The organism is Salinivibrio sp. IB868 (genome assembly GCF_001995655.1).
GTDB classification, from domain to species: Bacteria; Pseudomonadota; Gammaproteobacteria; order Enterobacterales; family Vibrionaceae; genus Salinivibrio; species Salinivibrio siamensis.
On the sequence record NZ_MUEW01000002.1, the window covers coordinates 162793 to 188138 of the forward strand.

17 protein-coding genes and 1 tRNA gene are annotated in these 25346 nt (G+C 51.1%); 7 read left to right on the forward strand and 11 right to left on the reverse strand.

Annotated elements, in window-relative coordinates; all coding sequences use genetic code 11:
* Window positions 1-17: 17 nt before the first annotated feature.
* Window positions 18-1289, reverse strand: a complete 1272-nt coding sequence (locus tag BZG20_RS02805; protein ID WP_046075284.1) for a YeaH/YhbH family protein — start codon at window positions 1287-1289, stop codon at window positions 18-20.
* 33 nt (window positions 1290-1322) lie between these two features.
* On the reverse strand, window positions 1323-3257 hold the full coding sequence (locus BZG20_RS02810) for a PrkA family serine protein kinase (protein WP_046075285.1): 1935 nt from the start codon (window positions 3255-3257) through the stop codon (window positions 1323-1325).
* A 276-nt stretch (window positions 3258-3533) separates the two neighbouring features.
* On the opposite strand from BZG20_RS02810, the gene BZG20_RS02815 reads away from it, so the two are divergent.
* Entirely contained in the window at window positions 3534-4292 is a 759-nt protein-coding gene (locus tag BZG20_RS02815; protein ID WP_046075286.1) for a MipA/OmpV family protein, read from the forward strand.
* A 52-nt stretch (window positions 4293-4344) separates the two neighbouring features.
* On the opposite strand, the gene BZG20_RS02820 is transcribed toward BZG20_RS02815, so the two are convergent.
* The 3 genes from BZG20_RS02820 to BZG20_RS02830 form a co-directional block, all read right to left on the reverse strand.
* Window positions 4345-5229, reverse strand: a complete 885-nt coding sequence (locus tag BZG20_RS02820; protein ID WP_077578061.1) for a D-hexose-6-phosphate mutarotase — start codon at window positions 5227-5229, stop codon at window positions 4345-4347.
* 138 nt (window positions 5230-5367) lie between these two features.
* The gene (gene gap, locus BZG20_RS02825; protein ID WP_046075288.1) at window positions 5368-6363 is read right to left on the reverse strand and encodes a type I glyceraldehyde-3-phosphate dehydrogenase; all 996 of its coding nucleotides are present in this window, start codon (window positions 6361-6363) and stop codon (window positions 5368-5370) included.
* 360 nt (window positions 6364-6723) lie between these two features.
* Window positions 6724-7590, reverse strand: coding sequence for a DUF2989 domain-containing protein (locus BZG20_RS02830; protein ID WP_046075289.1), 867 nt, complete (start codon window positions 7588-7590; stop codon window positions 6724-6726).
* A 153-nt stretch (window positions 7591-7743) separates the two neighbouring features.
* Between BZG20_RS02830 and BZG20_RS02835 the strand changes: the two genes are divergently transcribed.
* Window positions 7744-8040: a DUF1315 family protein gene (locus tag BZG20_RS02835; protein WP_046075290.1), complete on the forward strand. Its 297-nt coding sequence runs from the start codon at window positions 7744-7746 to the stop codon at window positions 8038-8040.
* Window positions 8041-8101: 61 nt separating this feature from the next.
* On the opposite strand, the gene BZG20_RS02840 is transcribed toward BZG20_RS02835, so the two are convergent.
* The 3 genes from BZG20_RS02840 to sppA form a co-directional block, all read right to left on the reverse strand.
* Window positions 8102-8764, reverse strand: coding sequence for a glutathione S-transferase family protein (locus tag BZG20_RS02840; RefSeq protein ID WP_077578062.1), 663 nt, complete (start codon window positions 8762-8764; stop codon window positions 8102-8104).
* A 122-nt stretch (window positions 8765-8886) separates the two neighbouring features.
* Entirely contained in the window at window positions 8887-9900 is a 1014-nt protein-coding gene (ansA, locus tag BZG20_RS02845) for an asparaginase (RefSeq protein ID WP_077578149.1), read from the reverse strand.
* A gap of 131 nt (window positions 9901-10031) precedes the next feature.
* Window positions 10032-11921, reverse strand: coding sequence for a signal peptide peptidase SppA (gene sppA, locus BZG20_RS02850; RefSeq protein WP_077578063.1), 1890 nt, complete (start codon window positions 11919-11921; stop codon window positions 10032-10034).
* Between the two features lie 215 nt (window positions 11922-12136).
* Between sppA and BZG20_RS02855 the strand changes: the two genes are divergently transcribed.
* From BZG20_RS02855 to BZG20_RS02865, 3 genes are all read left to right on the forward strand, one after another.
* Complete coding sequence (locus BZG20_RS02855; protein WP_077578064.1) at window positions 12137-14149, forward strand: NADPH-dependent 2,4-dienoyl-CoA reductase; 2013 nt, start codon at window positions 12137-12139, stop codon at window positions 14147-14149.
* 95 nt (window positions 14150-14244) lie between these two features.
* Window positions 14245-14793, forward strand: a complete 549-nt coding sequence (locus BZG20_RS02860) for an NAD(P)H nitroreductase (RefSeq protein ID WP_046075294.1) — start codon at window positions 14245-14247, stop codon at window positions 14791-14793.
* Between the two features lie 114 nt (window positions 14794-14907).
* On the forward strand, window positions 14908-16911 hold the full coding sequence (locus BZG20_RS02865) for a DNA topoisomerase III (protein WP_077578065.1): 2004 nt from the start codon (window positions 14908-14910) through the stop codon (window positions 16909-16911).
* 80 nt (window positions 16912-16991) lie between these two features.
* Here BZG20_RS02865 and BZG20_RS02870 read toward each other — a convergent pair whose 3' ends face one another.
* On the reverse strand, window positions 16992-17750 hold the full coding sequence (locus BZG20_RS02870; RefSeq protein WP_077578066.1) for a sulfite exporter TauE/SafE family protein: 759 nt from the start codon (window positions 17748-17750) through the stop codon (window positions 16992-16994).
* A 221-nt stretch (window positions 17751-17971) separates the two neighbouring features.
* On the opposite strand from BZG20_RS02870, the gene BZG20_RS02875 reads away from it, so the two are divergent.
* Window positions 17972-20917, forward strand: a complete 2946-nt coding sequence (locus BZG20_RS02875) for an EAL domain-containing protein (protein ID WP_077578067.1) — start codon at window positions 17972-17974, stop codon at window positions 20915-20917.
* 157 nt (window positions 20918-21074) lie between these two features.
* Window positions 21075-23144: an alpha-amylase gene (locus tag BZG20_RS02880; protein ID WP_077578068.1), complete on the forward strand. Its 2070-nt coding sequence runs from the start codon at window positions 21075-21077 to the stop codon at window positions 23142-23144.
* 93 nt (window positions 23145-23237) lie between these two features.
* On the opposite strand, the gene BZG20_RS02885 is transcribed toward BZG20_RS02880, so the two are convergent.
* Window positions 23238-23314, reverse strand: a tRNA-Pro gene (locus BZG20_RS02885).
* A gap of 135 nt (window positions 23315-23449) precedes the next feature.
* On the reverse strand, window positions 23450-25327 hold the full coding sequence (locus BZG20_RS02890) for a DUF3413 domain-containing protein (protein ID WP_077578069.1): 1878 nt from the start codon (window positions 25325-25327) through the stop codon (window positions 23450-23452).
* Window positions 25328-25346: the final 19 nt, after the last annotated feature.

Sequence of the window (25346 nt, forward strand, 5' to 3'; positions counted from 1 at the left end):
TCTATGCCGGTATGGCGTCAGGCTTCGACCTGACGCTTAAACAATTCGCGGAACACGGGGAAAATTTCCTCCGCTGAGCGAATGTTTTGCATTGCAAAGTTGTCATGGCTTTGCGCCAACGCCTCATATTCACGCCACAGTGTTTGATGCGCGCGGCGGGTGATTTCGATATAGGCGTAATAACGGCTGACCGGCAACAGAGTGTTTTGCAGTAGTTCTCGGCAACCGGGTGAGTCATCGGCCCAATTATCGCCATCCGAGGCTTGTGCCGCATAGACGTTCCATTCTGTCGGGTCATACCTATCTTTGATGATTTCATCCATCAGCCGCAGGGCACTGGATACAATTGTGCCGCCGGTCTCCTGTGAGTAAAAAAACTCGTGCTCATCGACTTCTTTCGCCTGCGTGTGGTGGCGAATAAAGACCACTTCCACGTTTTTATAGGTGCGTGTAAGGAAAAGATAAAGCAGGATATAAAACCGTTTCGCGATATCTTTGGTCGCTTGATCCATCGAGCCGGACACATCCATTAAGCAAAACATCACGGCTTGGCTACTTGGCTGTGGCCGCTTTTCGTAGTTTTTATACCGTAAGTCAAAGGTATCGATGAACGGAACCGCGGCGATTTTGCGCTTCAATGCCGTGATTTCTTCTTCGAGTCGTTTCACTTCAAGCGGTTGTGCAGGCTCGGCCTCGCGCACGCGCTCAAGCGCCTCTTCAAGCTCTGCCAGCTCTCGGCGTTTGCCGGCTGACATCGCCGTGCGTCGTGCCAGTGAGTTTTGTAGTGAACGTACAATGGCAATATTCGAGGGCACCCCATTTGAGGTGTACCCCGCGCGATGCGTTTTGTACTCCACCATTTTATTCATTTGGTTTTTCTTCAGGTTCGGAAGCTCAAGATCCTCGAACAAGAGATCCAAATATTCGTCTTTTGATATTTGAAAGACGAACTCATCTTGACCTTCGCCATCAGGACTGGCTTGTCCTTCTCCGGCACCGCCCCCTTCGCCACCAGGGGGACGAGCGATACGATCCCCTGGGCTAAACTGATCATTACCAGGGTGGACAGCATCACGCTGTCCCCCTTTGCCTTGGTGGAAAGTCGGTTCACGAATGTCACGAGAAGGGATAGAAATATCCTCTCCACTTTCAACATCCGTGATCGAGCGGTTGTTGACGGCGTCAGCAATGGACTCTTTAATTTGCCGCTTGTGTCGGCGTAAAAAGCGTTGTCGATTGACAGTGCTTTTATTTTTGCCATTGAGACGACGATCAATAAAATGCGCCATATCTCTCTCCCGTCATCTGCGTCAGCCCGAGGGCTACGATGATTTACGCACGCGCAAATACCACTCTGCGAGCAAGCGAACTTGCTTGCGGGTATAGCCTTTTTCCATCATACGAGCGACAAAGTCGTCGTGTTTCTTCTGCTCTTCGCTCGACGTTTTGGTATTGAAGGAAATCACTGGAAGCAAATCTTCGGTATTGGAGAACATCTTCTTCTCAATGACGGTTTTCAACTTCTCATAGCTGGTCCAAGCTGGGTTTTTGCCTTCGTTATTGGCGCGCGCGCGGAGGACAAAGTTGACGATTTCGTTGCGGAAATCTTTTGGATTACTGATACCAGCGGGCTTCTCGATTTTTTCCAGTTCCGCATTGAGCGCTGAGCGATCAAACAATTGACCTGTGTCTGGATCGCGAAACTCTTGGTCTTGAATCCAGAAATCAGCATAGGTGACATAGCGGTCAAAAATATTTTGCCCGTACTCTGAGTAGGACTCGAGATACGCGGTTTGAATTTCTTTGCCGATAAACTCGATATATTTGGGGATCAAGTAGCCTTTGAGGTGCTCAAGATAGCGTTCAGCGATCTCTTGCGGAAACTGCTCACGTTCAATTTGCTGTTCCAGCACATAAAAAAGATGCACGGGGTTTGCGGCGACTTCTGCGTGGTCAAAGTTAAAGACTCGCGACAAGATCTTGAACGCAAAGCGTGTCGAGAGCCCGTCCATCCCTTCATCGACCCCAGCAAAATCGCGATACTCCTGATAGGACTTGGCTTTGGGATCCGTATCTTTCAAGGTTTCGCCATCATACACGCGCATTTTTGAATAAATGCTAGAGTTTTCAGGATCTTTTAGCCGTGAAAGCACAGAGAAGCGCGCCAATATATCCAGTGTGCTGGGTGAGCAAGGCGCATGGCGTAGCTCACTGGAAGACAGCAGCTTATTGTAGATTCGAATTTCGTCTGACACGCGCAAGCAATAGGGCACTTTGACGATATAGACACGGTCGAGGAAGGCTTCGTTGTTTTTGTTGTTGCGGAACGATTGCCACTCGGACTCGTTTGAGTGTGCGAGAATGATGCCATCAAATGGCAGAGCCGATAGGCCTTCTGTCCCGTTATAGTTGCCTTCTTGGGTGGCGGTCAATAACGGGTGGAGCACCTTTATAGGCGCCTTGAACATTTCGACGAATTCCATCATCCCTTGGTTGGCGCGACACAGCGCACCAGAGTAGGAGTAGGCATCAGGATCGTCTTGTGAATAGTGTTCAAGCTGACGGATATCAACTTTACCCACCAGTGAAGAAATATCTTGGTTGTTTTCATCCCCAGGTTCTGTTTTGGCCACCCCGACTTGGTTGAGAATCGATGGGCGCAGTTTCACCACTTTAAACTGGCTAATGTCCCCACCAAACTCTTTCAACCGCTTCGCCGCCCAAGGTGACATAATATGGCGAATATAACGATGGGGAATATCGTACTCTTTCTCGAGTAGATGGCCGTCTTCTTCGGCATCAAACAGACAAAATGGGTGATCGTTCACTGGACTACGTTCGCCGTTCGCCGTCAGCACGTAGATAGGCATTTGCTGCATCAAGCTCTTTAGTTTCTCGGCCAAGGATGATTTACCCCCGCCGACAGGCCCGAGTAAATAGAGAATTTGTTTACGCTCTTCCAACCCTTGGGCGGCGTGCTTGAGGTAAGAGACGATTTGCTCAATCGAGTCTTCCATGCCATAAAAGTCTTCAAAGGTTTTATAGCGGGAAATCACTCGGTTGGAAAAAATACGGCTGAGTCGAGGATCAAGCGAGGTATCAATCTTTTCTGGCTCGCCAATTGCCATCAGCAAACGCTCTGCCGCGTTGGCATACGCGCCGCGATCCTCTCGGCAAAGATCCAAGAATTCCTGAAGGCTCATTTCCTCGTCTTTCGCTTCTTCGTAACGCTGACGATAGTGATCGAAAATAGTCATGGTCCTGCCCCCTAAATCGTCTAATAACTCAAAAAGAAAAGGTGCAAAATTGGCTGAATGGTCCCTTTCCTTTTAATAAGGTTAGACCTGATTTGCCGATTTTGCGTGAAAGAATTGTTTGTTTTTTCGATAATTTTTGTTGCCGTATCCGTACACTTGTCTTGTCAAGATATTGACAGCTGGCGTTCAAGCGAGTGAGGTATGCTAACGGTGATAGTTTTATCCGTTAGGGCGATTAGGCTGACGGTTGCCAGCCGTCAAACAAGAAGGGAATAGATGATGAACATAGCGAGAGAAACGGCTTGGGTCGCTTGCGCCTTTATGCTAGCCACCGGCAGTGCTTACGCGGAGACGCGTGTTTCTGCTGGTGTGATAGGCGCATTTTCACCTCAGGTCTATAAAGATACGGATACCGACCCGCTTGTGGTCCCCACGGTCAATGTTGATACCGACCATTTTTATTTTCGCGGGCTGACGGCAGGTGCAAGGCTAGCCCCGAAAGATTCAACACACAATCTTGTTTTATCAGCGACCTATGATCCACGCCGTTTTGACCCCGCCGATACCGATGATCCGCAACTGAGCCAGCTCGACAAACGTGATACGTCGATTGTGGCGGCGTTAGCTTATCAGTACCACTCGCCGATAGGTCGTTTCCAGGTGCTGGCTGGGGAAGGCGTCACGCATGACAGAGACGGGGTGTATGGCGAAGTAAGCTGGAAATATGGCTTTAATCACGCTCGTTGGGGCGTATCACCGGAAGTGGGTTACTCCTATAACAGCCATGAGCTCAATCAGCACCTGTATGGGATCAGCGAAGACGAAGCGGCACGGTCGGGGTTATCTGCTTATGAGCCGGGCTCGGCTGGCCATTATTTTATTGGTGCCAGTGGTTATTTTATGCTGACCGAGCGTATTCAGCTAATGGGTGGTGTGCGCTACACCAATTTGGATGATGATATTGCCGATAGCCCAATGGTGGATCAATCTACCGCCGCGTCGGGTTACTTGGGGGTAAACTATATTTTTATGTAGTTTTACCCATTAAAACAGGCCGCTTGGGTGTGAAGCGGCCTGTGACGCGCGCTTAGCTTGAGTGGCGCTCATCCATTAACCGGGTTGCTAACGTGTAGCTTTGTCCTGGATGGACAACTTGTGTGGGCTGCTCAATCGCCGCTTCAACACAGACAAATTTAAGGTATCCGTTATCGTCCATATCCGCCATCTGAATGGACGCCGCTTGGCCTGGATTCCAGACGACGGCGCTGGTTGCCCCTTGGTTGTTGACCTTGAGACGGCGGTTTCCCACTGGATCGGTTAGGGTGAGGGTGTTGTTAGCCCCCGTATAAATCCTATCAACTGGCTCCTCGAAGGTCACTTTCCCCGTCGCTGGCACGGCGTTGCCTGCCGCAAAGTTATCAAGATACTGACAACCGAGCCCTTCCACGCTGGCTTGCTCGCTATCTTCTACCGCAAGGTAGCTGTGCAAGGCGCCACCCATGGTCCAAGGGTGTTGGTCTGTATTGGTCACGGTTAGGGCGATGTCGGCGTGATGAGTGAGCGTAAAGGTCACTGTCGCCTGAAAACAATGTGGCCATAGTGCTCGCGAAGCGTCTGAGTCGGATAACTGCAGTTGAATGGTGACGCCTTTCGCTGTTTCTTCAATGTTCGCTAACTGCCACATTTGACGACGAGCAAAGCCATGAGAAGGTTGCCCGGTGTGACCAAACCATGGCCAGCAAATGGGGACGCCACCTCGTAAGGGGGTGTTGGCATCGTAGATAGCGTTATCACTCATCCAAGTCAGTGACTTTTCACCTGCAGGAGCAAACGTGATGAGGTGTCCGCCGAATAGGCTAATAGTGGCTGAACACGCAGGGTGAATAACACGAAGAATCGGAACGGACTGGCGATAGCACAGATCGACAGATGCAGAAAGTTGACGCTCAACATGCAGAGTGGGAGAAGTCATAGCCTGATCCTCTTGGGTAAGTGTTCCTTAATCAGTTATCGAAGACACGTTCACAGAAAGCGTGGTCCCGAGTCATGGGGCCTGATAAACAAAAGGCGGCCAATGGCCGCCTTTACGTTGGATAGGGTTACATGCGCATTACTTAGCGATGTGTGCAACCAGATCCAATACTTTGTTTGAGTAGCCGATTTCGTTGTCGTACCAAGAAACCACTTTCACGAAGTTGTCAGTCAGTGCGATACCTGCTTTGGCATCAAATACTGATGTTTGTACTTCGCCGATGAAGTCTTGAGAAACCACGGCATCTTCGGTGTAACCTAGAACACCTTTCAGCTCACCTTCAGACGCTTCTTTCATCGCCGCACAGATCTGGTCGTAAGACGCTGCTTTGTCAAGGTTTACAGTCAGGTCAACAACAGACACGTTGGCAGTTGGTACGCGGAACGCCATACCAGTCAGTTTGCCGTCTAGTACTGGCAATACTTTACCAACCGCTTTTGCAGCACCGGTTGAAGATGGGATGATGTTCTGAGAAGCACCACGGCCGCCGCGCCAGTCTTTCGCAGACGGACCATCAACGGTTTTTTGCGTCGCAGTCGTGGCGTGAACGGTGGTCATCAGGCCAGATACGATACCGAACTTGTCGTTCAGTACTTTCGCGACAGGTGCTAGGCAGTTGGTGGTGCAAGAAGCGTTAGAAACGATGTCTTGACCCGCGTAGTCGTTGTGGTTAACACCCATAACGAACATTGGCGTCGCATCTTTAGATGGGCCGGTTAGAACCACTTTCTTCGCACCCGCTTGGATGTGTTGACGCGCGGTTTCGTCAGTTAGGAAGATACCGGTTGCTTCAGCAACAACGTCAACACCCACTTCATCCCACTTAAGGTCTGCTGGGTTGCGCTCTGCAGTGACGCGTACGGTTTTACCGTTAACGATAAGGTTACCACCTTCTACTTCAACTGTGCCGTTGAAGCGACCGTGGGTTGAATCGTACTTCAGCATATAAGCCATGTACTCAACGTCGATAAGATCGTTGATTGCTACCACGTCGATGTCGTTACGCTCGACAGATGCACGGAATACGAAACGGCCGATACGGCCAAAACCGTTAATACCTACTTTGATAGTCATTATGTTGCTCCACAACTTAATTTCTAGTGAGATGAAACTGGTAGTAAAATTACAGAATAGGACCCCGCCATGCAAGGGTAATCGCAGCCAAAATTGTTTAAAGTCAAAAAAAAGTACGGATTTTTTTTACATCGCCTAAACATTTGACGCCCTTGCGGCCATGTCTGTATGCGCTTTAACCGCGAGCGATTAACGCATCGGCTGCAGACACGGAGCGACTGCTGGTAATTGTTAGCGTAGAAGTAGAACCGCGATCGTGAAAGTTAAACTGGTATGACAAGCGATAGTCGGGAACAGAGGCGGCCTCATCCGTGCAGCATGCGGGTACAAGGGCTGCACGGAAGTGGTGAGGCTAGTTGTCTACGAGGATGCTTGAGTCTCTTTGTCGATCGCTTGTAGCAAGGTTGCTTCAAACTCACCGTCTTCGATGGCGGCCGCGATCTCGAACGCCAGACGTTGTAGCGATTTTTGCTGCTGCTCTGTCAATGGATAGAGCCGAGCGAGGCGATCACCGCGCGCAATCGGAAGATTGTAACTTTCCCCCACTTTTGCCCACAAGTAAGCATGTTCAAAGCGTTTTAGCGCATGATTAGTGGTCGCCAGTGACTTAATTGCTTCTGGGATCACCTCTTTGCGAACCGTGTCATTCTCACCGTCATAAAGCGACAATGCATGGAGTAGGATCTCTACCGTTTTCGCTTTGTTGCGTGACACATAATAGGTGGCAAGTCCGAGCTGCAATTGTGGCGTTTCGAGGTGGCGTGTTCCCTCTAGCTTTAAAAACTGTGGTAACGCACTGTTATCGCCTTGAGACCAGCGATAGTAAATCACGGGCGGTTGGTAAGATTCTTTCAGTTCGTTCTCTAGTCGCTCAATGGCGTCGTAAGCATGATATACCGCCTCGGTACGCTTAGTTTTGCGTTCTTTTAAGGTGGTGGGCTCAATTTCTGCCACCAGTTCCATGCAGCGCAGGTAGACTTTGGTTTGTTTAAGCTCGGCCAGCTTGTTCATATCGGTGGGGTTTTGATAGACAGATAAGCGATCGAAAATCAAATCAGAGCGCTCAAATCGGCATTGCCCATCACCGGTGTTCAGTCCTGCACATAGCTCTGGGTGGGTTTCGCAGACTTGATTCGTGGTCGGTTCACCTTCACAGCCGGCGAGTAGCAGTAAACTCGCAATCAGACCCAATGGGTAAAAACAACGCGTGAGTAATCGTAAATCCATGGTTTATCGTATCCTGAGTCAGTTGCGATGAGTATACGTGATCTTTGAGTGTAGTTGATGGTCTAAAGCGTGATAAAGCGCACTGAACCAAGCATGCCGTCCACCCACCAAGTTCAGGCATAATAGTCTAATGAGGATCGCCAAGAGGTAATCATGGATATTGAACAAGTGTTAAAGGCAATGACGCCTGAAGTATATGATCGGTTGTGCTATGCCGTGGAGACGGGCAAATGGCCAGACGGTACCAGCTTGAACCAAGCGCAACGCGACCAAGCCTTGCAAGCCGTTATGTTGTATCAATCACGTCACAACAGCCAGCCCCAACACATGACCGTCGCGAAAGGGGGCAATGTGACGTGGAAATCGAAAGCGGAACTGAAGCGTGAATTCGCTCGTCCAGACGAAGCTCGAATTGAGGTTACGACTCAGGACAGTCACACAAAGCACTAGCGATCAGCGATCACGGCGATGGCCGCATCTATCATTGAATCGGCCATTAGCATGCTGATACCTAGATTGTCGCTAGGCTAATCGGGCTGGCGAAAAACGGCGTCAATTGATGATTTTCTTCCTGCGCATAGGCATCGAACAAAGGGTGTTGGTCGAGGGCCGAGAGGTAATCACTCAGTGCGGCGAATCGGTCGTCCAGCACCAATCCTGCCATTTTTGCGCAACGAAACAGACTCCACACACTGATACTCGCCATCGTCACTGTCTGGGTGGGCATTGCCTTTACCTGCTCACCTAAATATTGGCAGCATGCGGGTAATGTTTGCAGGGCTTGGTTCACCGCTTGGTGATCCACCGTTTTGTCTAAAATATGCCCGCGTACTACCCGCTGATAAAACAAGGTATCTGTGATTAAGGGATCAAGCTGATAGCGACAAAACCATTCAATCCAGCGAATCTCGGCTCGATGGGTGGGGTTACCGGGATAAAGCAGCGGATCAGGATAGGCATCATCTAGGTAGGCCGTAATCACTGTGTCTTGGTAAATGGTATGTGATGCTTCGGCGAGCGCGACCACCGTTTGCATCGGTGGGTGATGAATGACACGTTCATGCGCCTCAAAGGGCGAGGTAGGCGCGAGTTGATAGGTGAGATGTTTCAATCTCAATGCGAGTGCGATCTTCCTTGTATGCGGCGACAATGAGTCACCATGTAATACCCTCATTTTGCGCTCCTTTGAGTGGCAACCAATATAAAATGATTGGCTCTGTCTATACGTTAGCAAATAAAAACGCCGGCAACCTTGCCGGCGTCACACACTGAGTGATTTGCTTGGATAGCAACGCATCAGTAATAGCTGAGTTCACCGCGGAGATCTTTTTGTACCAAGGTACGTAGGGTCTCAAACGGCAAGGACTGACTAAGCAGGAAATGAAGCTTAGCCAACGCCGCTTCTGGCGTCATGTCGTAGCCGCTCAATACGCCAGCGTCAGCCAATGCACAGCCTGTGGCATAACCGCCCATATTCACGCGTCCCGCCAAACACTGGGTCAAGTTAAGCACCAAGACGCCACGATCGGTGGCTTGTTTGAGCAAGTCCAGTAGTTCGGGCTGCTGGGGCGCATTGCCCACCCCAAAGGTTAACAAAATCATGGCATTGACCGGCTGCTTGAGTGCGTTTTTCACCACATCGGGAGAGATACCGGGGTACATCATGATCACCGCAACCGGTTGCTCATTGATGGTATGCACTTTAAACGGGCCGACGGATGGCTGGTTAAGCTTATCTGCTTTTACCTCGATATGAATGCCGGCTTCAAGCAGCGCGGGTAGGTTGGGCGAGGTAAAGGCATTAAAGCCATCGGCATGGGACTTGGTACTGCGATTGCCACGTAATAACTGGTTATTGAAAAACAAGGTCACTTCATTGACCGGATAATTGGCCGCAATATGAAGTGCATTTAATAGATTGGCTTGCCCGTCTGAGCGTAACTCTGCGATCGGAATTTGCGAGCCGGTCACGATCACTGGCTTTTCTAGGTTTTCAAGCATGAACGACAGGGCTGACGCGGTGTAAGCCATGGTGTCGGTACCATGTAAGATCACAAAGCCATCGTACTGATGATAATTCTCGCCAATATCGTCCGCAATCCGTTGCCAATCCGTTGGCGTCATATCCGATGAATCAATGAGTGGTTCGTACTCATGAATAGTAAAAAGCGGCATTTCTGGACGATGGAATTCGGGCATTTTCTCCAATTGTTGTTGAAGAAAACCTGACACAGGGACATACCCATGATCGGATTTTTGCATACCGATCGTGCCACCTGTGTAAGCGATATAAATGTGTTTACGTTCCATCATGTCAAATCTGCATTAAATGAGCGTGGGCACAGTATACATGTAACGATTACATCGATAACACCGAGCGGCACACAGAATAGAAGAAAAACAGGAAAAAGCCCTGACTGTATGGTCAGGGCTAGTCGATTTTATTGATACTGACAGTTCAAGCAGAATAAGTAACGCCCTTGCGGGTCGTTAAATTTTTCCAACAAGGTCAATGACTGCCACTGTGGTGACGACGCCAGTTGTTGCGCTATCGATGGCATGTTCGCCTGGACCGTCTTGCCAAGCACACTCGCACTTTGTCCGAGCATGTCATTAATAAACTGCTCGAAGGGTGTGAGTGGCTGCTGCATCCAATCGAGCTGGTAGCTCTCAATGCCAGCGAGTTCGGCAGCGGTTGATACCGCATCGTCAAAGTCACCTAACTTATCCACTAGGCCGAGGTTCAATGCGTCTTGTCCCGTCCAGACGCGGCCTTGCGCGACCTGATCGGCTTGTTCCATCGACATGTTACGGTGGTTACTGACAACGGAGAGGAAGCGGTGATAGCCGTGCTCGATGCCGAGTTGCATGATTTCTCCTACCTCATCAGGGAGCGCGCGAGTCAGCCCCACTCCGGCAAACGGGGTGGTGCCCACACCATCCGACTGGATACCCAAATCATCTAGCGTGTTCTCAAAGGTGGTGAATAGGCTAAAAATACCAATTGAACCAGTGATCGTCGTCGGTTGGGCAATGATTTGGTCGGCACTGGCCGATAGCCAATATCCACCGGAGGCGGCGACGCTTGACATGGAAACCACCACGGGTTTGCCTGCCTCACGCAATGCATCCACCTCATTACGAATGACTTCAGAGGCGAAAGCGCTGCCTCCCGGGCTATCAACACGTAGCACCACGGCTTTAACACTGTTGTCTAGGCGCGCATCGCGAAGCAAGGCTGCGGTGGTATCCCCCCCCACCGTACCCGGGCGTTGTTGCCCGTCCATGATGGGGCCGCTGGCGACGACGACGGCAATGTTATTGTTGCCTGGCAAGCTAAACCCATTTTGTATCTTCGGCAGGTAATCGTAATAACCTGTGTATTCAAAGCTGTCTTTGCCATCGCTCCCGAACGTCTCGGCGAGATAGCGACGGATTTGCTGGCGTGTCATTAACTTATCAACGATTCCCACGTCTTTAGATAATGCGGCGAAGTCACCTTCGAAACGGCGTAATCGCGTGAGGAGTTGCTCAGCGCTGGGAGACAGCATATCGGCTTGGATACCGCGGTTCTCAGCGACATCGCGCACATAAGCATCCCACAGCTGAGATAGCCAGGCTTGATTCGCCTCGCGGGCGGGATCAGACATGTTGTTGCGCGTGTAAGGCTCAACAAACGATTTATACGTCCCCACACGGAACACATGGGTAGAGACATCCAATTTATCGAGTAAGTCCTTCCAGTAAAGGTTGTAGCTGCCATAGCCTTGCAGCATCACCATGCCATCAGGTGACATCAACACTTCATCGGCATAGCTGGCCAAATAGTACTGGCTTTGGCTATAGGTGCCGCCGATGGCAATCACGGGTTTGCCACTCTCTTTAAACGTATTGATGGCTTTGGCGATATACCTCAGCTTGGTCAAGCTGGTGGACGGCATGTCGCCTAGGCTGAGTACAATCCCATTGATCTGCTCGTCGGTGGCGGCATGACGTATGGTGTCGACAATGTCAAACAACACATTTTCACTTTCAACCGGCTGGCCGAGCGCGTTGCGCGACAGCGTATCAATTGGGCTAAGCCGTTGACGCTGTTCAACAATCGGGCCATCAATATTCAGCAAAAGCGCGCGTGGCTCGGGATCAGACTGTGCCACCTTCACGGACTCTGCCTCTTTTTTGGGCGTTAGGGGTGTTTCTGAGGTGAGCGCAAAGTAGATGGCAACAATCACGCCTATGAAAAGGACGTTTAACAAAAGCTGCCGCGCGAAACTGAGCGCACGCCACAGCCATTTAAAAAGGGATGCAATAAAGCGGAACAGTTTTTTCATACTTGAGTCCATCGGTGCATGTCGCTGATATCCTAGCTGATCAGAGCCAAGAGCGATAGGTGCTAGCGATTGTCGATATACGCTAATACTGGGTGAAAGTCCTACCTAGATCATAAATCGCGACACCATGTTGCTAACTTGTAAACGAATGTTTGAAATCACGTATCTGTCAGCGCTATAGTCTGGTCAGACCACAAACAATAAGTGAGCAAGCAATGGAACAGCACCCTTATCCCCACATGCTAGCCCCACTCGACCTTGGGTTTACCACCCTAAAAAATCGGGTCCTAATGGGCTCTATGCATACTGGGCTTGAAGAAGCAAACGATGGTTTTAAAAAGCTAGCGGCCTTCTACGCCGAGCGTGCGAAAGGCGATGTAGGGTTGATTGTCACAGGTGGCTTCTCGCCCAATTTTCGCGGTCGCTTGACCCCATTTAGCGCGCAATTTAGCTCCGGACGCGCGGCACGTGCACACCGTGCCATCACTGAAGCGGTCCATGCCAATGGCGGGAAAATTGCGCTTCAGCTTCTGCATGCGGGGCGTTATGCCTTTCATCCTTTCGCGCAAAGTGCGTCAGCCATTCGCGCGCCTATCAGTAAATTCACCCCGTTTGAAATGAGTGAGCGGGCGATTTGGCGCACGATTAAAGCCTTTGGTCGCAGTGCCGCGCTCGCCCGAGAAGCGGGCTATGATGGCGTCGAGATCATGGGATCGGAAGGATACCTCATTAACCAATTTTTCTGTCACCGCGCTAATCGTCGGTATGACCAGTGGGGCGGGGCGGTTGAAAATCGAATGCGCTTTGCCGTTGAAGTGATGCGTGCGGTCCGTCAGGCTGCTGGCGACGACTTTATCGTGATATTCCGCCTATCGATGCTGGACTTGGTCGAGCAAGGCAATACCTTCGAGGATGTGGTTGCCTTAGCCAAAGGCCTTGAACAAGCGGGGGTGACCATTATCAATACGGGGATCGGTTGGCATGAAGCGCGCGTGCCCACCATTGCCACCCAGGTACCACGTGGTGCGTTTAGCTGGGTGACCGAAAAACTTAAAGGTGAAGTGTCGGTGCCCCTGGTCACTTGTAACCGCATTAATACACCGGAGGTCGCCGAATCGATTTTGGCGAGCGGGCAGGCGGACATGGTATCGATGGCTCGGCCATTTTTGGCCGATGCGGAGTTTGTTGCCAAAGCTAAGGCGGGACAGCCGGATGACATCAATACGTGTATTGCTTGTAACCAAGCCTGCTTAGATCACGTGTTCAAAGGAAAACGGGCAAGCTGCCTGGTGAACCCGAAAGCCTGTTACGAAACGGAACTGGTGGCGACGCCTGTTCGACAAGTGAAACGAGTAGCGGTGATTGGGGGAGGCATGGCAGGGATTAGCTGTGCCACCGAAGCGGCTGAGCGGGGTCATGACGTGACCTTATTCGAAAAGTCGGATCGTCTAGGCGGGCAATTTAATTTGGCGATGGCCATTCCAGGAAAAGAAGAGTTTAAAGAAACCATTCGCTATTACCTTCGAAGGCTAGAAAAAGCGGGGGTGACGGTGACACTCAATCAGTCTGTGGATGTCGACGCCTTGCGCGAATTCGACGACATTGTTATCGCAACAGGCGTCAAACCGCGTCGCCCCGCGATTGAAGGTATCGACCATCCAAAAGTGATTGATTACCAAACGTTTATTCGCGAGAAGCCAGCCCTTGGCAGCCATGTTGCCATCATTGGTGCGGGAGGCATTGGGGTCGATGTTGCCACCATGATCACCGAGCCCAGCGATCAAAGCTTGGATGATTGGCTTAAAGAGTGGGGCATTGATAAAACCATAAGCCACGAAGGCGGCTTGTATCCTGGCCATGATACCCATAGCGATAAGCAGGTGTGGGTGCTACAGCGCCGCGAGGGACGTGTTGGCAAAGGGCCGGGCAAAACCACTGGCTGGATCCATCGTAAAACTTTGCAAAAACGGGGTGTGAATCTTGTAGGAGGGGTGACCTATCACAAAATTGATGATGAGGGGCTGCACGTCAGTATCAAAGATGAGGCGCACTTGATTCCTGCCACTGAGATCATCTTGTGTGCAGGGCAAGAGTCCGTTAACCAGCTCGCTGAGCAGTTGGATGAGGCGAAGGTGTCTTACCATTTGATTGGCGGCGCAGAGCATGCGGGCGAATTGGACGCGAAACGCGCGATTCGCCAAGGGATTGAAACGGCGTTGGCACTCTAAATCCATACACATTGCACGATTTTATCTGTTCACGGCTGTGTTAATCTATTGTAACCGAGTTATACATGGCCGTTTAACGGCAAAAAGGATGAATCATGGACGCACTTGAAATGCTCTTACAGCGTCGCTCGATACCGCGTCTTGCCGCGCCTGCACCGAGCGGTGACGTGCTTGAAAACATCATTCAAGCAGGACTGCGCGCCCCTGACCACGGCGCGTTGACGCCATGGCAATTTGTGATCTGTGAAGGTGAGGGGCTCACCCGGCTTTCCACCATTCTTGCCGACGCCGCACAAACCAATGGCGCGGATGAGGCGGCGATTGAGAAAGCGCGTAACGCCCCGTTTCGAGCGCCTATGGTGGTCGCAGTGATTGCCCGTACGCGTCCGCACGATAAAGTTCCTACCATTGAGCAACATATCTCGGCGGGATGTGCCACGCAAGCGATGCAAATGGCCGCTGTCGCGCAGGGCTTTCAAGGGTTTTGGCGCACTGGCGCCTTTGCTTATCATCCTGCTGTGCGCGACGCGCTGTCGGTAGAAGGTGACGATCAGATTGTGGGCTTTTTATACTTAGGGACGCCGGATTGCGCCCCAGCCAATGCCCCAAAGCGCGATGCCAGCAAGTATGTCACTTATCTCTGAGTGCATACCCATCGCGCTCAACTCGAAAAACCTGTGCATATGTACAGGTTTTTTATTGCGCCCTGATCGGCCTTTGCATACCATGCGCTCAGCGACGGTTAAAAAGGCTTTGTCATGGCACGATTGTTTATAGCGGAAAAACCCAGTCTCGGACGCGCAATTGCGGCTGGATTACCCAAACCGCACAAAAATCACAAAGGTTACATCGAGACCGCTCAAGGCGACGTGGTGACCTGGTGTATCGGCCATTTACTGGAGCAGGTTGAGCCGGATGCGTATGACAGCCGCTATAAAAAGTGGGATCTGGCTGATCTGCCTATTGTGCCTGAAAAATGGCAGCTCCGTCCTCGTCAAGCCGCCGCGGTGCAACTGGCTATTGTTAAAAAGCTGATCAAGCAGTTTGACCAACTGGTGCACGCGGGTGATCCCGATCGAGAGGGACAGTTGTTGGTTGATGAAGTGATTGACTACGCCAAGGTCAGTGCCAACAAAAAAGCTAACATTAAGCGCCTTTTAATCAGTGACTTAAACCTTTCTGCGGTGAAGAAAGCCCTCGCGCAACTGCAAGATAACAAAGCCTACATGCCACTGTCCGTATCTGCCTTAGCGCGCTCACGGGCCGACTGGTTGTATGGGATGAATTTGTCTCGCGCTTATACCTTGTTAGGGAAACAGGCCGGCTACCAAGGCGTGTTATCAGTCGGACGTGTGCAAACGCCAGTGTTAGGGCTGGTGGTGCGCCGTGATCAGGCGATAGACAGCTTTGTGCCACACCCATTTTTTCAACTGGATGCGATCATTGCTCATCCAGAGGGAGAGATACGGGCACGTTGGCAGCCCAGTGAGGCATGTGCAAAGTGGCAAGATGAACAGGGACGCGTCCTGTCTCGTCCCTTGGCAGAAAATGTCGCACAACGCATCGCAGGACAAACCGCGACCGTCACTGAAGCGGAGCGTCAACAACGCAAACAGGCCGCGCCGTTACCGTACAATTTGTCGGCATTACAAATTGACGCTTCAAAGCGGTTTGGTTTTAGTGCGCAAAAAGCACTGGATGTGTGCCAACAGCTTTACGAACGCCACAAACTGATCACTTATCCTCGCTCAGACTGTCGTTATTTGCCCAAAGGCCACTTCGCCGAGGCAAATAAGATACTCGGTGCCATTAAGCAAGGCTGTGAGGCGCTTAGCCAGGCATGTGATGAGGCTGATGCTCAGCGTAAAGGTAAGGCATGGAACGACAGTAAAGTAGGCGCTCATCATGCGATTATCCCCACGGCGAAAGTCGCGCCGACAAGCTTGTCAGCCGATGAAGCAAAGATTTATCAGCTCATCGCACGCCAATACGTGATGCAGTTTTACCCTGCTGCCGAATACGCGGAAGGCAAGCTCATATTTGATATCGCAGGCGGCTGTTTTATCGCCAAAGGGAAGGTGCTAACGTTAGCAGGCTGGCGTGCTTTGTTGCCGACTCGACAAACGGCTGACAGTGACGCCGCCCCCTTGCCGCTGATGAATAAAGGCGATCAAGAACGCTGTGAACGCGGTGAGATTAAAGATTGCATGACAGAGCCGCCTGCGGCGTTTACGGAATCGACCCTGCTGCAAGCGATGACAGGCATTGGTCGCTATGTACGAAACAAAGCCCTGAAAGAGATATTGCGTGAGACTGACGGCTTAGGCACCGAAGCAACCCGTGCGGGTATCATTGAGTTATTGGTGAAACGTGGGTTATTAACGCGGCAAGGAAAAACGTTACACGCCAGCGCCAGTGGTAAAGGGCTTATCGCCGCACTGCCAGACAGTGCCACATATCCGGATATGACGGCGGATTGGGAGCGGCAACTGCAAGATATGGCGGATCGTCAGTGTGGATATCATCCTTTTATGCAAGGATTAACGGCACAAGTGACAGGCTTAATTGAAACCGTGAAAACATCGCCACCGCCGGCCTCGTTAAGCGACTTGCCTGCCGCCCCCTCTAAATCTTTCACGCGTAAAGGGCGGCGTGCGTCCGGCTACCGAAAGCGAACAACGAAAGCAAAGCCGGCTGCTAATCAAAAGTCAACGGCGACATCAACGCGTGCCACAAAACGCACACGCAAAGCCACGAGATAGCCTCATGCAGCGGCATATTGCGTAGCCGGTGAGCAAGTGTCGCGCCTGGTCATGCGGCCACCTGACACACAGGCCGGGCGTTAGAACGCATAGGCGGCGATGCAGCCGATCAAGGTCATCACAAATAAGAAGATTTTTAGCACCTTGGGGTTGGCGGAAATGGCAAAGCGTACCGCAACCCGTGCCCCTAGCATGGCGCCCAATGCCAATATTAATCCGGGAACCCAGCGTACCAGGTCATCGGCAATAAAAACCACTAAGGATAACGTCGTAAAAGCGAGCGTACAGGCCAGCTTGAGCGCATTGCCACGCACTAAGTCGTAGTGCAGTGTGCCGCACAGCGCTGCCAGTAGTACAAATCCTACCCCGGCTTGCACGAAGCCGCCATAGAAGCCAGCCAGTAAGAGACCCAACCAAGCCATGGGCGTATCTTTCACGCGTTTTGTCGGTGTTCCCTCTGGGGGGCCAAAGGTCGCAGGTTTAATCAGCATCACCAGCGTCATGGTCAGTAAGGTACCAAGCAACAAGGGTTTCACCCAGCTGGTCGGGAGCCAAGCGGCGGCTAATGCACCGCAAAGGCCACCGAGTAAATTGGGGATCAAAACGGGGATAATGTCTTGTGTCTCTAGCTTATTGTGTTGGCGAAAGCCTGACATGCCAGATACACACTGTAACCAAACCGCTACACGATTGGTGGCGTTAGCGACATCAGCCGGCATGCCCATCACCATCAACGCGGGTAAGGTTAAGTTCGAGCCGCCGCCCGCCAGCGTATTAATAATCCCTGCGATCAGTCCTAAGCTGACCAATAGTACGCCGTACTCGATGGTGATTGCCATGCACACTCCTTGTTTGCCATCGGCGTTGGTGTGGTTACGTTAAGTGAGAGGCGTAACCGCTTGATAGAAAAGCCCCATCAAGCATACTGTTTATGCGCAATGTTGTGAAACCTAATAGTAATACTGGCGAAACTATTCACGCCCTTTATAATCACGTGCTACATCTGAAATTTGGTTATTTTTCGCTCCGCTAGCCGCGCGAAATAAGGTTATATCACGTCATGCAGCAAGCTGTTCCCTCAGCGCTTGATAAAGTTGCACGCCGCTCCGCGCGAGTGGGGTTTGTTTATAATGTGCTTATTTCCATTTTGGTCTTTGCTTTCTCAGTGGCCTCAGTGGAGTTTTGGCTCTACCAACAAGCGCATGACCAAGAAGTGAAAGAGGTGCAACGGGCGCTGCTGGCTTATCGCTCGCGTATTGAGCTGAAAGTGACACAGAATTTGGATTTAAGTCACGGACTTGCTACTTACATCAGCCTTAACCCTGATTTGGACCAAAAGGATTTTTCCCGATTTGCGGGCCAGCTCAAAGACAAAACCCCCTATATTCTTAATTTTGGCGCGGCGCGAAACTGGGTGATCAGCCACGTCTACCCTAACACGTTAGAGTCCTCCTTATTGGGCACTCATTATCATGATATTCCCGAGCAATTAGAGAGTGTTCGCGCGGCTTATGGGTCGAGACAGCCTGTCATTTCGGGCCCTGTTGAGCTCATACAAGGTGGGACGGCGTTGATTGCCAGGCAGTCAATAGTCAACCAAAACACCGGTCTGCCTTGGGGGGTGTTATCCACGGTATTAGATATCGATGGTTTGTTCTCCGCCAGTTTTAAGCAAGGAGAAAACTATCCTGTCCGCGCGGTATTACAGGAAAAACGCGAATCTGACCAGGTATTTACCACGGTTTATGGTGACACGTCGGTACTAAGCCAGTCGCCTGAGACGGTCACGGTCAATTTGCCTTCGGGGGATTGGCGTTTACTGGGGGTGCCGCAATCGGGATGGAAAGGGCTGCATCCTCACCCCACGGTATGGGTTGTCGGTACGATTATTTTGCTTTTTTGGCTGGGTGGCCTGTATGGCCGCTACAACGCGGGGCGTAGTTTTGCCCAATCAATAGGGCGTGTGGTGGATGATAGTTACCGCTTCAGAAGCATTTTTAAACGTCACGACGCGGTGATGATGCTCCTCGATGCGAAAACGGGCGACATTCTTGATGCCAATGACAGCGCGCAGCAGTTTTATGGCTATGACCATGCTGCTCTGACGTCGATGCGGATCAGTGATATCAATACTCAAACCGATACTACCCTTAAAGAAAGCCTTTCTCAGGCGCAACAGCGTGCGAAAAATTGTTTTATCTTCTCGCATCGGCTTAAAAGTGGTGAGGTGCGGCAAGTGGAAGTCCATTCTTCACCGATCACCATTGGCCATGCCAAGCTGCTTTTTTCTGTCATTCATGATGTGTCAGAACGTCTTGAAGTAGAGAGAAAGCTCATGCTGAATGCAAAAATATTTGAGCAGTCCAGTGAAGGGGTGCTGATTACCGATGCGGCGGGAAGGATTGTCACGGTAAATGGCGGATTTAGCGCGATTACTGGGTATAAAGAGGAAGAAGTGCTGGGTGCCACGCCAGCCATTTTGAACTCAGGGCGTCATGATCACGCGTTTTTCAGTGAGATGTGGCAACAAATCGCCGACGAAGGGCGTTGGAAAGGCGAAATATGGAATCGACGTAAAGATGGCGTGGTATATCCCCAATTGCTTTCTATTAGCGTAGTGAAAGACGATAGCGGGGAGGTCGTTAACTATATTGGTGTCTTCTCTGACATCACTAAACTTAAGGACTCGGAGAAAAAGTTGATTGATTTGGCCCATTATGACGCGCTGACTGGGTTACCGAATCGTCTGTTGCTAACATCCCGTGTTCGTCAAGCGATGAACATGCAGTCCGTTCAGCGCAATCAGATAGCCTTGATGTTTCTGGATCTCGACCAGTTTAAATTCGTTAATGACAGCCATGGCCATGCGGTGGGCGACGCACTATTGAAGTTGGTCAGTGAGCGCCTGCATGGTTTGCTTGATGAAGGTGATACCTTGGCACGTTTGGGGGGCGATGAGTTTGTCATTCTTCGTTTGATTCACACTGATGACACCGCGTGTATTCGCTTGTCTGAAAACGTGATCCATGCCATGAACCGTTTGTTTGTCCTCGATGGCGGCATTGATGCGCAAATCGGGGTAAGCATTGGTATTGCGCGATACCCAGACGATACGTCGAGTACGGAAGAGCTCCTCACATTCGCCGATTCGGCCATGTATCACGCCAAAAAATCGGGCCGCAACACCTATGCGTTCTATGATGATGCGTTGACCATTGATGCCAACCACAAGCTACGTTTGGCGGTGGAGTTACGCCAATGTGTGCAAAATGAAGAACTGGAGCTCTTTTACCAGCCGCAAGTGGATCTGGTGACGGGGCAGATTGTGGGTGTCGAGGCATTATTGCGCTGGCATCATCCTGAGCGCGGCTTGCTGTCTCCCATTCATTTTATCGAGGTCGCCGAAGAGCGTTCAATCATTCATGATATCACGCGATGGGTGGTGGAAACCGGCTGTCGCCAACTAAAGGCTTGGCATGATGCGGGGGCGCCGATCTCCATGGCCGTGAATATTTCACCGCGTAACCTCGCGGATGTCACTTTCACCCAAGTGGTAGCCGAAGCCATCGCACGCACCGGCGCCGATCCACGCTTTTTAGAGCTGGAAATCACGGAAAACACCTTGATCGAAAACCAAGCCAATGCGCTGCGTGTTCTCGAACAATTGCGTGAGAAAGGTGTCGGGATAGCGATCGATGATTTTGGGACGGGCTACTCGTCCATGGCGTACCTAAAACGTTATCCGATCTCGAAACTAAAAATTGACCGTCACTTTATCAAAGATATTCAAAGCCAGTCCCCCGACGAAGAAGAAGTCGCGATTGTGTCAGCGATGATAGCGATGGCGGATAGTCTCGGGATCGGCGTGGTGGCAGAAGGAATAGAAACGCTACATCAACAAGCCATATTGCATGAGCTAGGCTGCACCTTTGGGCAAGGTTATTTATATCGTCGTCCAGCCCCTGCTGCCGATATTGGCGAGCTTTTGGGGGTGGATAATGATTAATATCTCACTATGCGGTTGCCGATTACGCGCGCAAGGGATAACTGGCTTGGCTCATCCTTTGATGGTCATTGCTCACAGTTTTAGGGCGCAGAAGCAGGAATGATGTCAATCGCTTGTGGTTTTTTTACCCTAAAAGAAAATCGCAAGGAGCACGATCATGACCCCTGTTTTTACTTGGCAGCGGCTCGCTATCGCGATAGCCGCTTCGCTGTCAATGACAGCCGCAGCCTCTCCCCATATCACGGTGACCACCTCAACCACACAAGCCGATAAGCCACTCAACGCAGACGCACCGGCGGTCTTTGCATTGGGAAAAAACACTTACCAAATCACGGTGGACGGTGTGGATGGCGAGTGCCAAGCGAATACACCCTCGAGCGCCAAGTTTAATACGCCGATACCGCTGGGGTGCGGCACGGCCAGCACCTTTGATCTCACCATTCGTTTTGCCGGTGACTATGGGTTTTATTATCAAGCGGATACGCGCACATTAAGCGTAAAACGTGAGCCGAAAAAAACGGCCTCCACCTTTAAACGGCCTTTGCCGGATGTGCAATGCCAGCAGTATCAAGGCGGACCTGTCACTTTGCAGCTTGGCGATAGCTTTGCTGAAGGTACTCAGCTAAAAGAAACACTCAGTGGCCAAGTGGTGCGTGTAAAGGATCACAGTGTCACGCTGACGCCGGCAGCGAACAGCGGTGGCTTGGTGCTGCTGGCCCCCGTTGACGCGCCTTCTTCTGCGTTTAGTTATCGGAATGCCAATATCTATTTTGTGATGGTAGACAGGTTTAACAATGGCGATCCGAGCAACGATCACAGTTATGGGCGTCATCAAGATGATGCACAGAACATCGGCACTTTTCATGGTGGGGATTTGCAAGGCGTGATTGATAAACTGGATTATATCCAGTCGCTCGGCACAGATGTGATCTGGCTATCCCCGATTGTCGAGCAAGTGCATGGCTTTGTCGGCGGTGGTAGCCAGGGCAGTTTTCCTTTTTATGCCTACCACGGTTATTGGTCACGTGATTTTACTCAAGTGGACAACAACTTTGGTGATGATGCCGTGCTCAAAACCCTCGTGGATGAAGCGCATCAGCGCGGCCTAAAAGTGTTCCTAGACGCTGTGGTCAACCATCCAGGTTATGCCACGCTCGCGGACTTACAGCAAGATGGGATTAACGTCGTCAATGACGCTGAGTTGCCAGAAAAATGGCAAGATTGGCAGCCCGATGAGGGGCAAAGTTGGCATGACTTTCATGAGGCCATTGACTACAAGAGCACCCACTGGCACCAATGGTGGGGCAAAGACTGGGTGCGTGCGGGGTTACCGGGTTATGATCAGCCCGGTAGCAGTGATAAAACCCTGACATTGGCCGGGCTACCAGATTTTAAAACGGAATCCGATCAGCCAGTGACGCCACCGCAATGGCTGCTAAACAATCCAGGTACCCGCGTTGAAGCGCGTGATAACTATACCGTGAGTGATTACTTACTTGAATGGCAAACCCAATGGGTAGAGCGTTTCGGTATTGATGGTTTTCGGGTGGATACGGTCAAGCATGTCGATGGAGAAGTTTGGCGAGCATTGAAATCGCAAGCTTCGGCGGCGTTAGAGACTTGGCGACGTCAGCATGGCAAAACGGGAGAGCCGTTCTGGATGATGGGAGAAGTGTGGGGCCACCGTGCTTATCGTAGTCCTTATTTTGACCAAGGCTTTGATGCGTTGATTAATTTCGACTTGCAAAAGCAGATGGACAAGGGAGCGTACTGTCTGAGTGAAATGCAAGACACTTATCAAGCGTATGCAGACACCATGGCAAAAGAGGCGGATTTCATCCCGGTAAGCTATATGTCTTCCCATGATACTGAGCTCTTTTTCAGTCGCTTTAAAGACGCCAGCATGCAGCGTGGTGCCGCCAACGCATTGTTGCTAGCGCCCGGTGCGGTACAAGTGTTCTATGGTGATGAAGTCGGGCGTGACTTGGGCCCTTACGGGGACGATTTCCATCAAGGCACTCGTTCAGACATGATATGGCAGCGCAACGCGATGCAAGCTGACTTGCTGAACCATTGGCGTAAAGTGGGCCAGTTTAGGCAAGATCATCCGGCGATTGGTGCAGGCAAGCATCAAGCCATCCCCCAAGCGGGTGCCTATGTGTTCTCTCGTCAACTAGGCGAAGATACCGTGGTTGCGGCATTTATCGGGCGACAAGCCGATAAATAGCCTGCACAGTATACATACGTGTACAGAAAAGCCGTGTACGAAAAGGCCGCGTACGAAAAAGCCCACCGTTCGATGAACGGTGGGCTTAAATATTGGTCGGTCTGACTGGATTTGAACCAGCGACCCCTGACACCCCATGACAGTGCGCTACCAGGCTGCGCTACAGACCGACTAAGCGCTATATTACGAATCGGCCTAGTGGGTGTCAATTGCCAAGGGGGATTGTTTTTCGGTTTTTCAACCGTTTGGCTATTAAAGCGTCAACATAGCGTGGCGAAGTGACGTTTTCCTCTGCGCCTTGCCAATCACGACGACGGCTCTTCGGGATAATAAAAGCGTTTCAGTTCATGCATCACTTGCATCAGCAGTGACAACTGCGGTTTCCCCTCTGGCAGCGGGGTGTAGTGCTTATCAAACACCTTATAGTTGCCAAACTTATCCACCACAGTGGTTTTTTGCGGTTGTACCACCACGATATCTCGGCTATCGCCAGCAAGCACCCACTTGCGTGGACGGTTTTTAAGCTCGAACAAGTTGGTTCCACTGCTATACGTCTCCGCCGGAGAGCTGACCGATAGCATTGACTCCATCAATGTAGGGGCCACGTCTAGGTGGCTGCTGTAATGCGCAATTTGCTCCGCATCTTGGTTGGGCCAATGCATAATCATAGGGACTTGTAACTGATATCGGCTGTAGTTTGAGTTTGAGCCCCAGCTGTTGAGTCCGGTTTCGTTAAACTCCATTCCGTGATTAGCGGTGATCATCACCACGGTGTTGTCCAGCTGCCCTGACTGGTCTAGGTGCTCAAGCAAGCGGCCAAGCTGCTCGTCAACGTAATGTGCGGCGTTATTATAACTGTTTTTTAGTACCAAGCTTGTCTGGGTATCGACCCCTGCCATGGCACTGTCAAGCGCCGGCTGAAAAGGCTGTGGGTAGTCCCCACCTTGCTCGTATTCATTCACCGTTGCCAGTTCTAGGTAACCAAACCATGGCTTGTCGGTTTCGCGGTGCACCAGCCAGTTGCGCATCGAGGCAACCGCGTTGGCGTCCGCCTGCCAAGCGGGTTGATCCGATTGGCTGTCGCGTTCAAGCGCTTGGCTGAAAATGCTTTGATAATAAATGGGGTTGGCAAAATGATCGCCACTAAACAATCCCCATTGATAGTCTCGCTGTTTGAGTGTTTCTATCAGTACGGGGCGCAGTCCCTCGGTACGGGCACTTTGCGCATAACTGCCAGGCAAGCCGTAGAAAAAGCCAAACAACCCCGCCATGTCATCATTGCTGCTGCTAAAGTGATTTTTAAACCACAGGTTTTGATTGGCAAACTGGTGGAGGTGAGGCATGGTTACCGGGTTTACCATGTCCGCACGCAGCCCCTCTACCATCACCATCAGTAAGTTTTTCTGATACTTGTTGGCATCCGGGGCGAACGCAAGTGGTTTGAGAGGGTAGCGGATCACTTCGCTGGTTTCCTGCCCACGTTGTTCGCGCAAACGTTGATACTCTTGCCTGTCGAGTAAGCCGTACTTTTCCATAAAGGTTTTCGCGGTCATCGGATAGGAGACCGGGAAGGTAGAGCGCTGTGCGGTGACCGGGCTGTATATGAAGGCATCCGCCCAAATATGGATAAGGTGGCTAGAGATAAAGCAAAGCGCAAAGACGGCAGCCACGGGGATACCGATACGTTTACGCGTCAGTTTACGCAGTTTGCGCCACACCCATTCAGCAATAATCAGCTCTAAGATAAAAATAGCAGGCACGGCAATAAACAAATACTGCCAATGCGCATTCATATCGGTTTTTTCGCCACTTAACAGCAGCTCCCACACCAATGGGTTAAGGTGAAGGTGCAGGGTTTGGTAAGCGTAAATATCAAGCAGCAGCACCATCATCCCAATGGTGGCAACCAGTACGGCAAACAGCCGCATTAACCGCTGGGAGGGGATAAGAAAACTGGCCGGGAAAATAATCAGAATATAAAGCGCAAACACCAGAAAGCCAAAGTGCCCAACCCAGTTGAACACCAAGTAGCTTTGCCCTAATAGCGTTTCAGGCCATCCTGATTGGCTGATGTAGCGCGTGCCCAGCAACATAGCGGCAATGATGTTAAAAAAGCTAAACCAATGCCCCCAACTGATTAGCTGGGATACTTTGTCACGATACGATGTTCCGCTATCAACCATACAAATTTATTCTTCTCTT

Bases quoted from the DNA above. Each gene is read 5' to 3' on its own strand.
- BZG20_RS02880 (WP_077578068.1), top strand. From the start codon at position 21,075: ATGACCCCTGTTTTTACTTGGCAGCGGCTCGCTATCGCGATAGCCGCT.
- BZG20_RS02830 (WP_046075289.1), bottom strand. From the start codon at position 7,590: ATGGATTTACGATTACTCACGCGTTGTTTTTACCCATTGGGTCTGATT.
- BZG20_RS02835 (WP_046075290.1), top strand. From the start codon at position 7,744: ATGGATATTGAACAAGTGTTAAAGGCAATGACGCCTGAAGTATATGAT.
- sppA (WP_077578063.1), bottom strand. From the start codon at position 11,921: ATGAAAAAACTGTTCCGCTTTATTGCATCCCTTTTTAAATGGCTGTGG.
- BZG20_RS02860 (WP_046075294.1), top strand. From the start codon at position 14,245: ATGGACGCACTTGAAATGCTCTTACAGCGTCGCTCGATACCGCGTCTT.
- BZG20_RS02855 (WP_077578064.1), top strand. From the start codon at position 12,137: ATGGAACAGCACCCTTATCCCCACATGCTAGCCCCACTCGACCTTGGG.
- BZG20_RS02820 (WP_077578061.1), bottom strand. From the start codon at position 5,229: ATGACTTCTCCCACTCTGCATGTTGAGCGTCAACTTTCTGCATCTGTC.
- BZG20_RS02840 (WP_077578062.1), bottom strand. From the start codon at position 8,764: ATGAGGGTATTACATGGTGACTCATTGTCGCCGCATACAAGGAAGATC.
- BZG20_RS02810 (WP_046075285.1), bottom strand. From the start codon at position 3,257: ATGACTATTTTCGATCACTATCGTCAGCGTTACGAAGAAGCGAAAGAC.
- BZG20_RS02870 (WP_077578066.1), bottom strand. From the start codon at position 17,750: ATGGCAATCACCATCGAGTACGGCGTACTATTGGTCAGCTTAGGACTG.
- BZG20_RS02805 (WP_046075284.1), bottom strand. From the start codon at position 1,289: ATGGCGCATTTTATTGATCGTCGTCTCAATGGCAAAAATAAAAGCACT.
- BZG20_RS02875 (WP_077578067.1), top strand. From the start codon at position 17,972: ATGCAGCAAGCTGTTCCCTCAGCGCTTGATAAAGTTGCACGCCGCTCC.
- ansA (WP_077578149.1), bottom strand. From the start codon at position 9,900: ATGGAACGTAAACACATTTATATCGCTTACACAGGTGGCACGATCGGT.
- BZG20_RS02890 (WP_077578069.1), bottom strand. From the start codon at position 25,327: ATGGTTGATAGCGGAACATCGTATCGTGACAAAGTATCCCAGCTAATC.
- BZG20_RS02865 (WP_077578065.1), top strand. From the start codon at position 14,908: ATGGCACGATTGTTTATAGCGGAAAAACCCAGTCTCGGACGCGCAATT.
- gap (WP_046075288.1), bottom strand. From the start codon at position 6,363: ATGACTATCAAAGTAGGTATTAACGGTTTTGGCCGTATCGGCCGTTTC.
- BZG20_RS02815 (WP_046075286.1), top strand. From the start codon at position 3,534: ATGATGAACATAGCGAGAGAAACGGCTTGGGTCGCTTGCGCCTTTATG.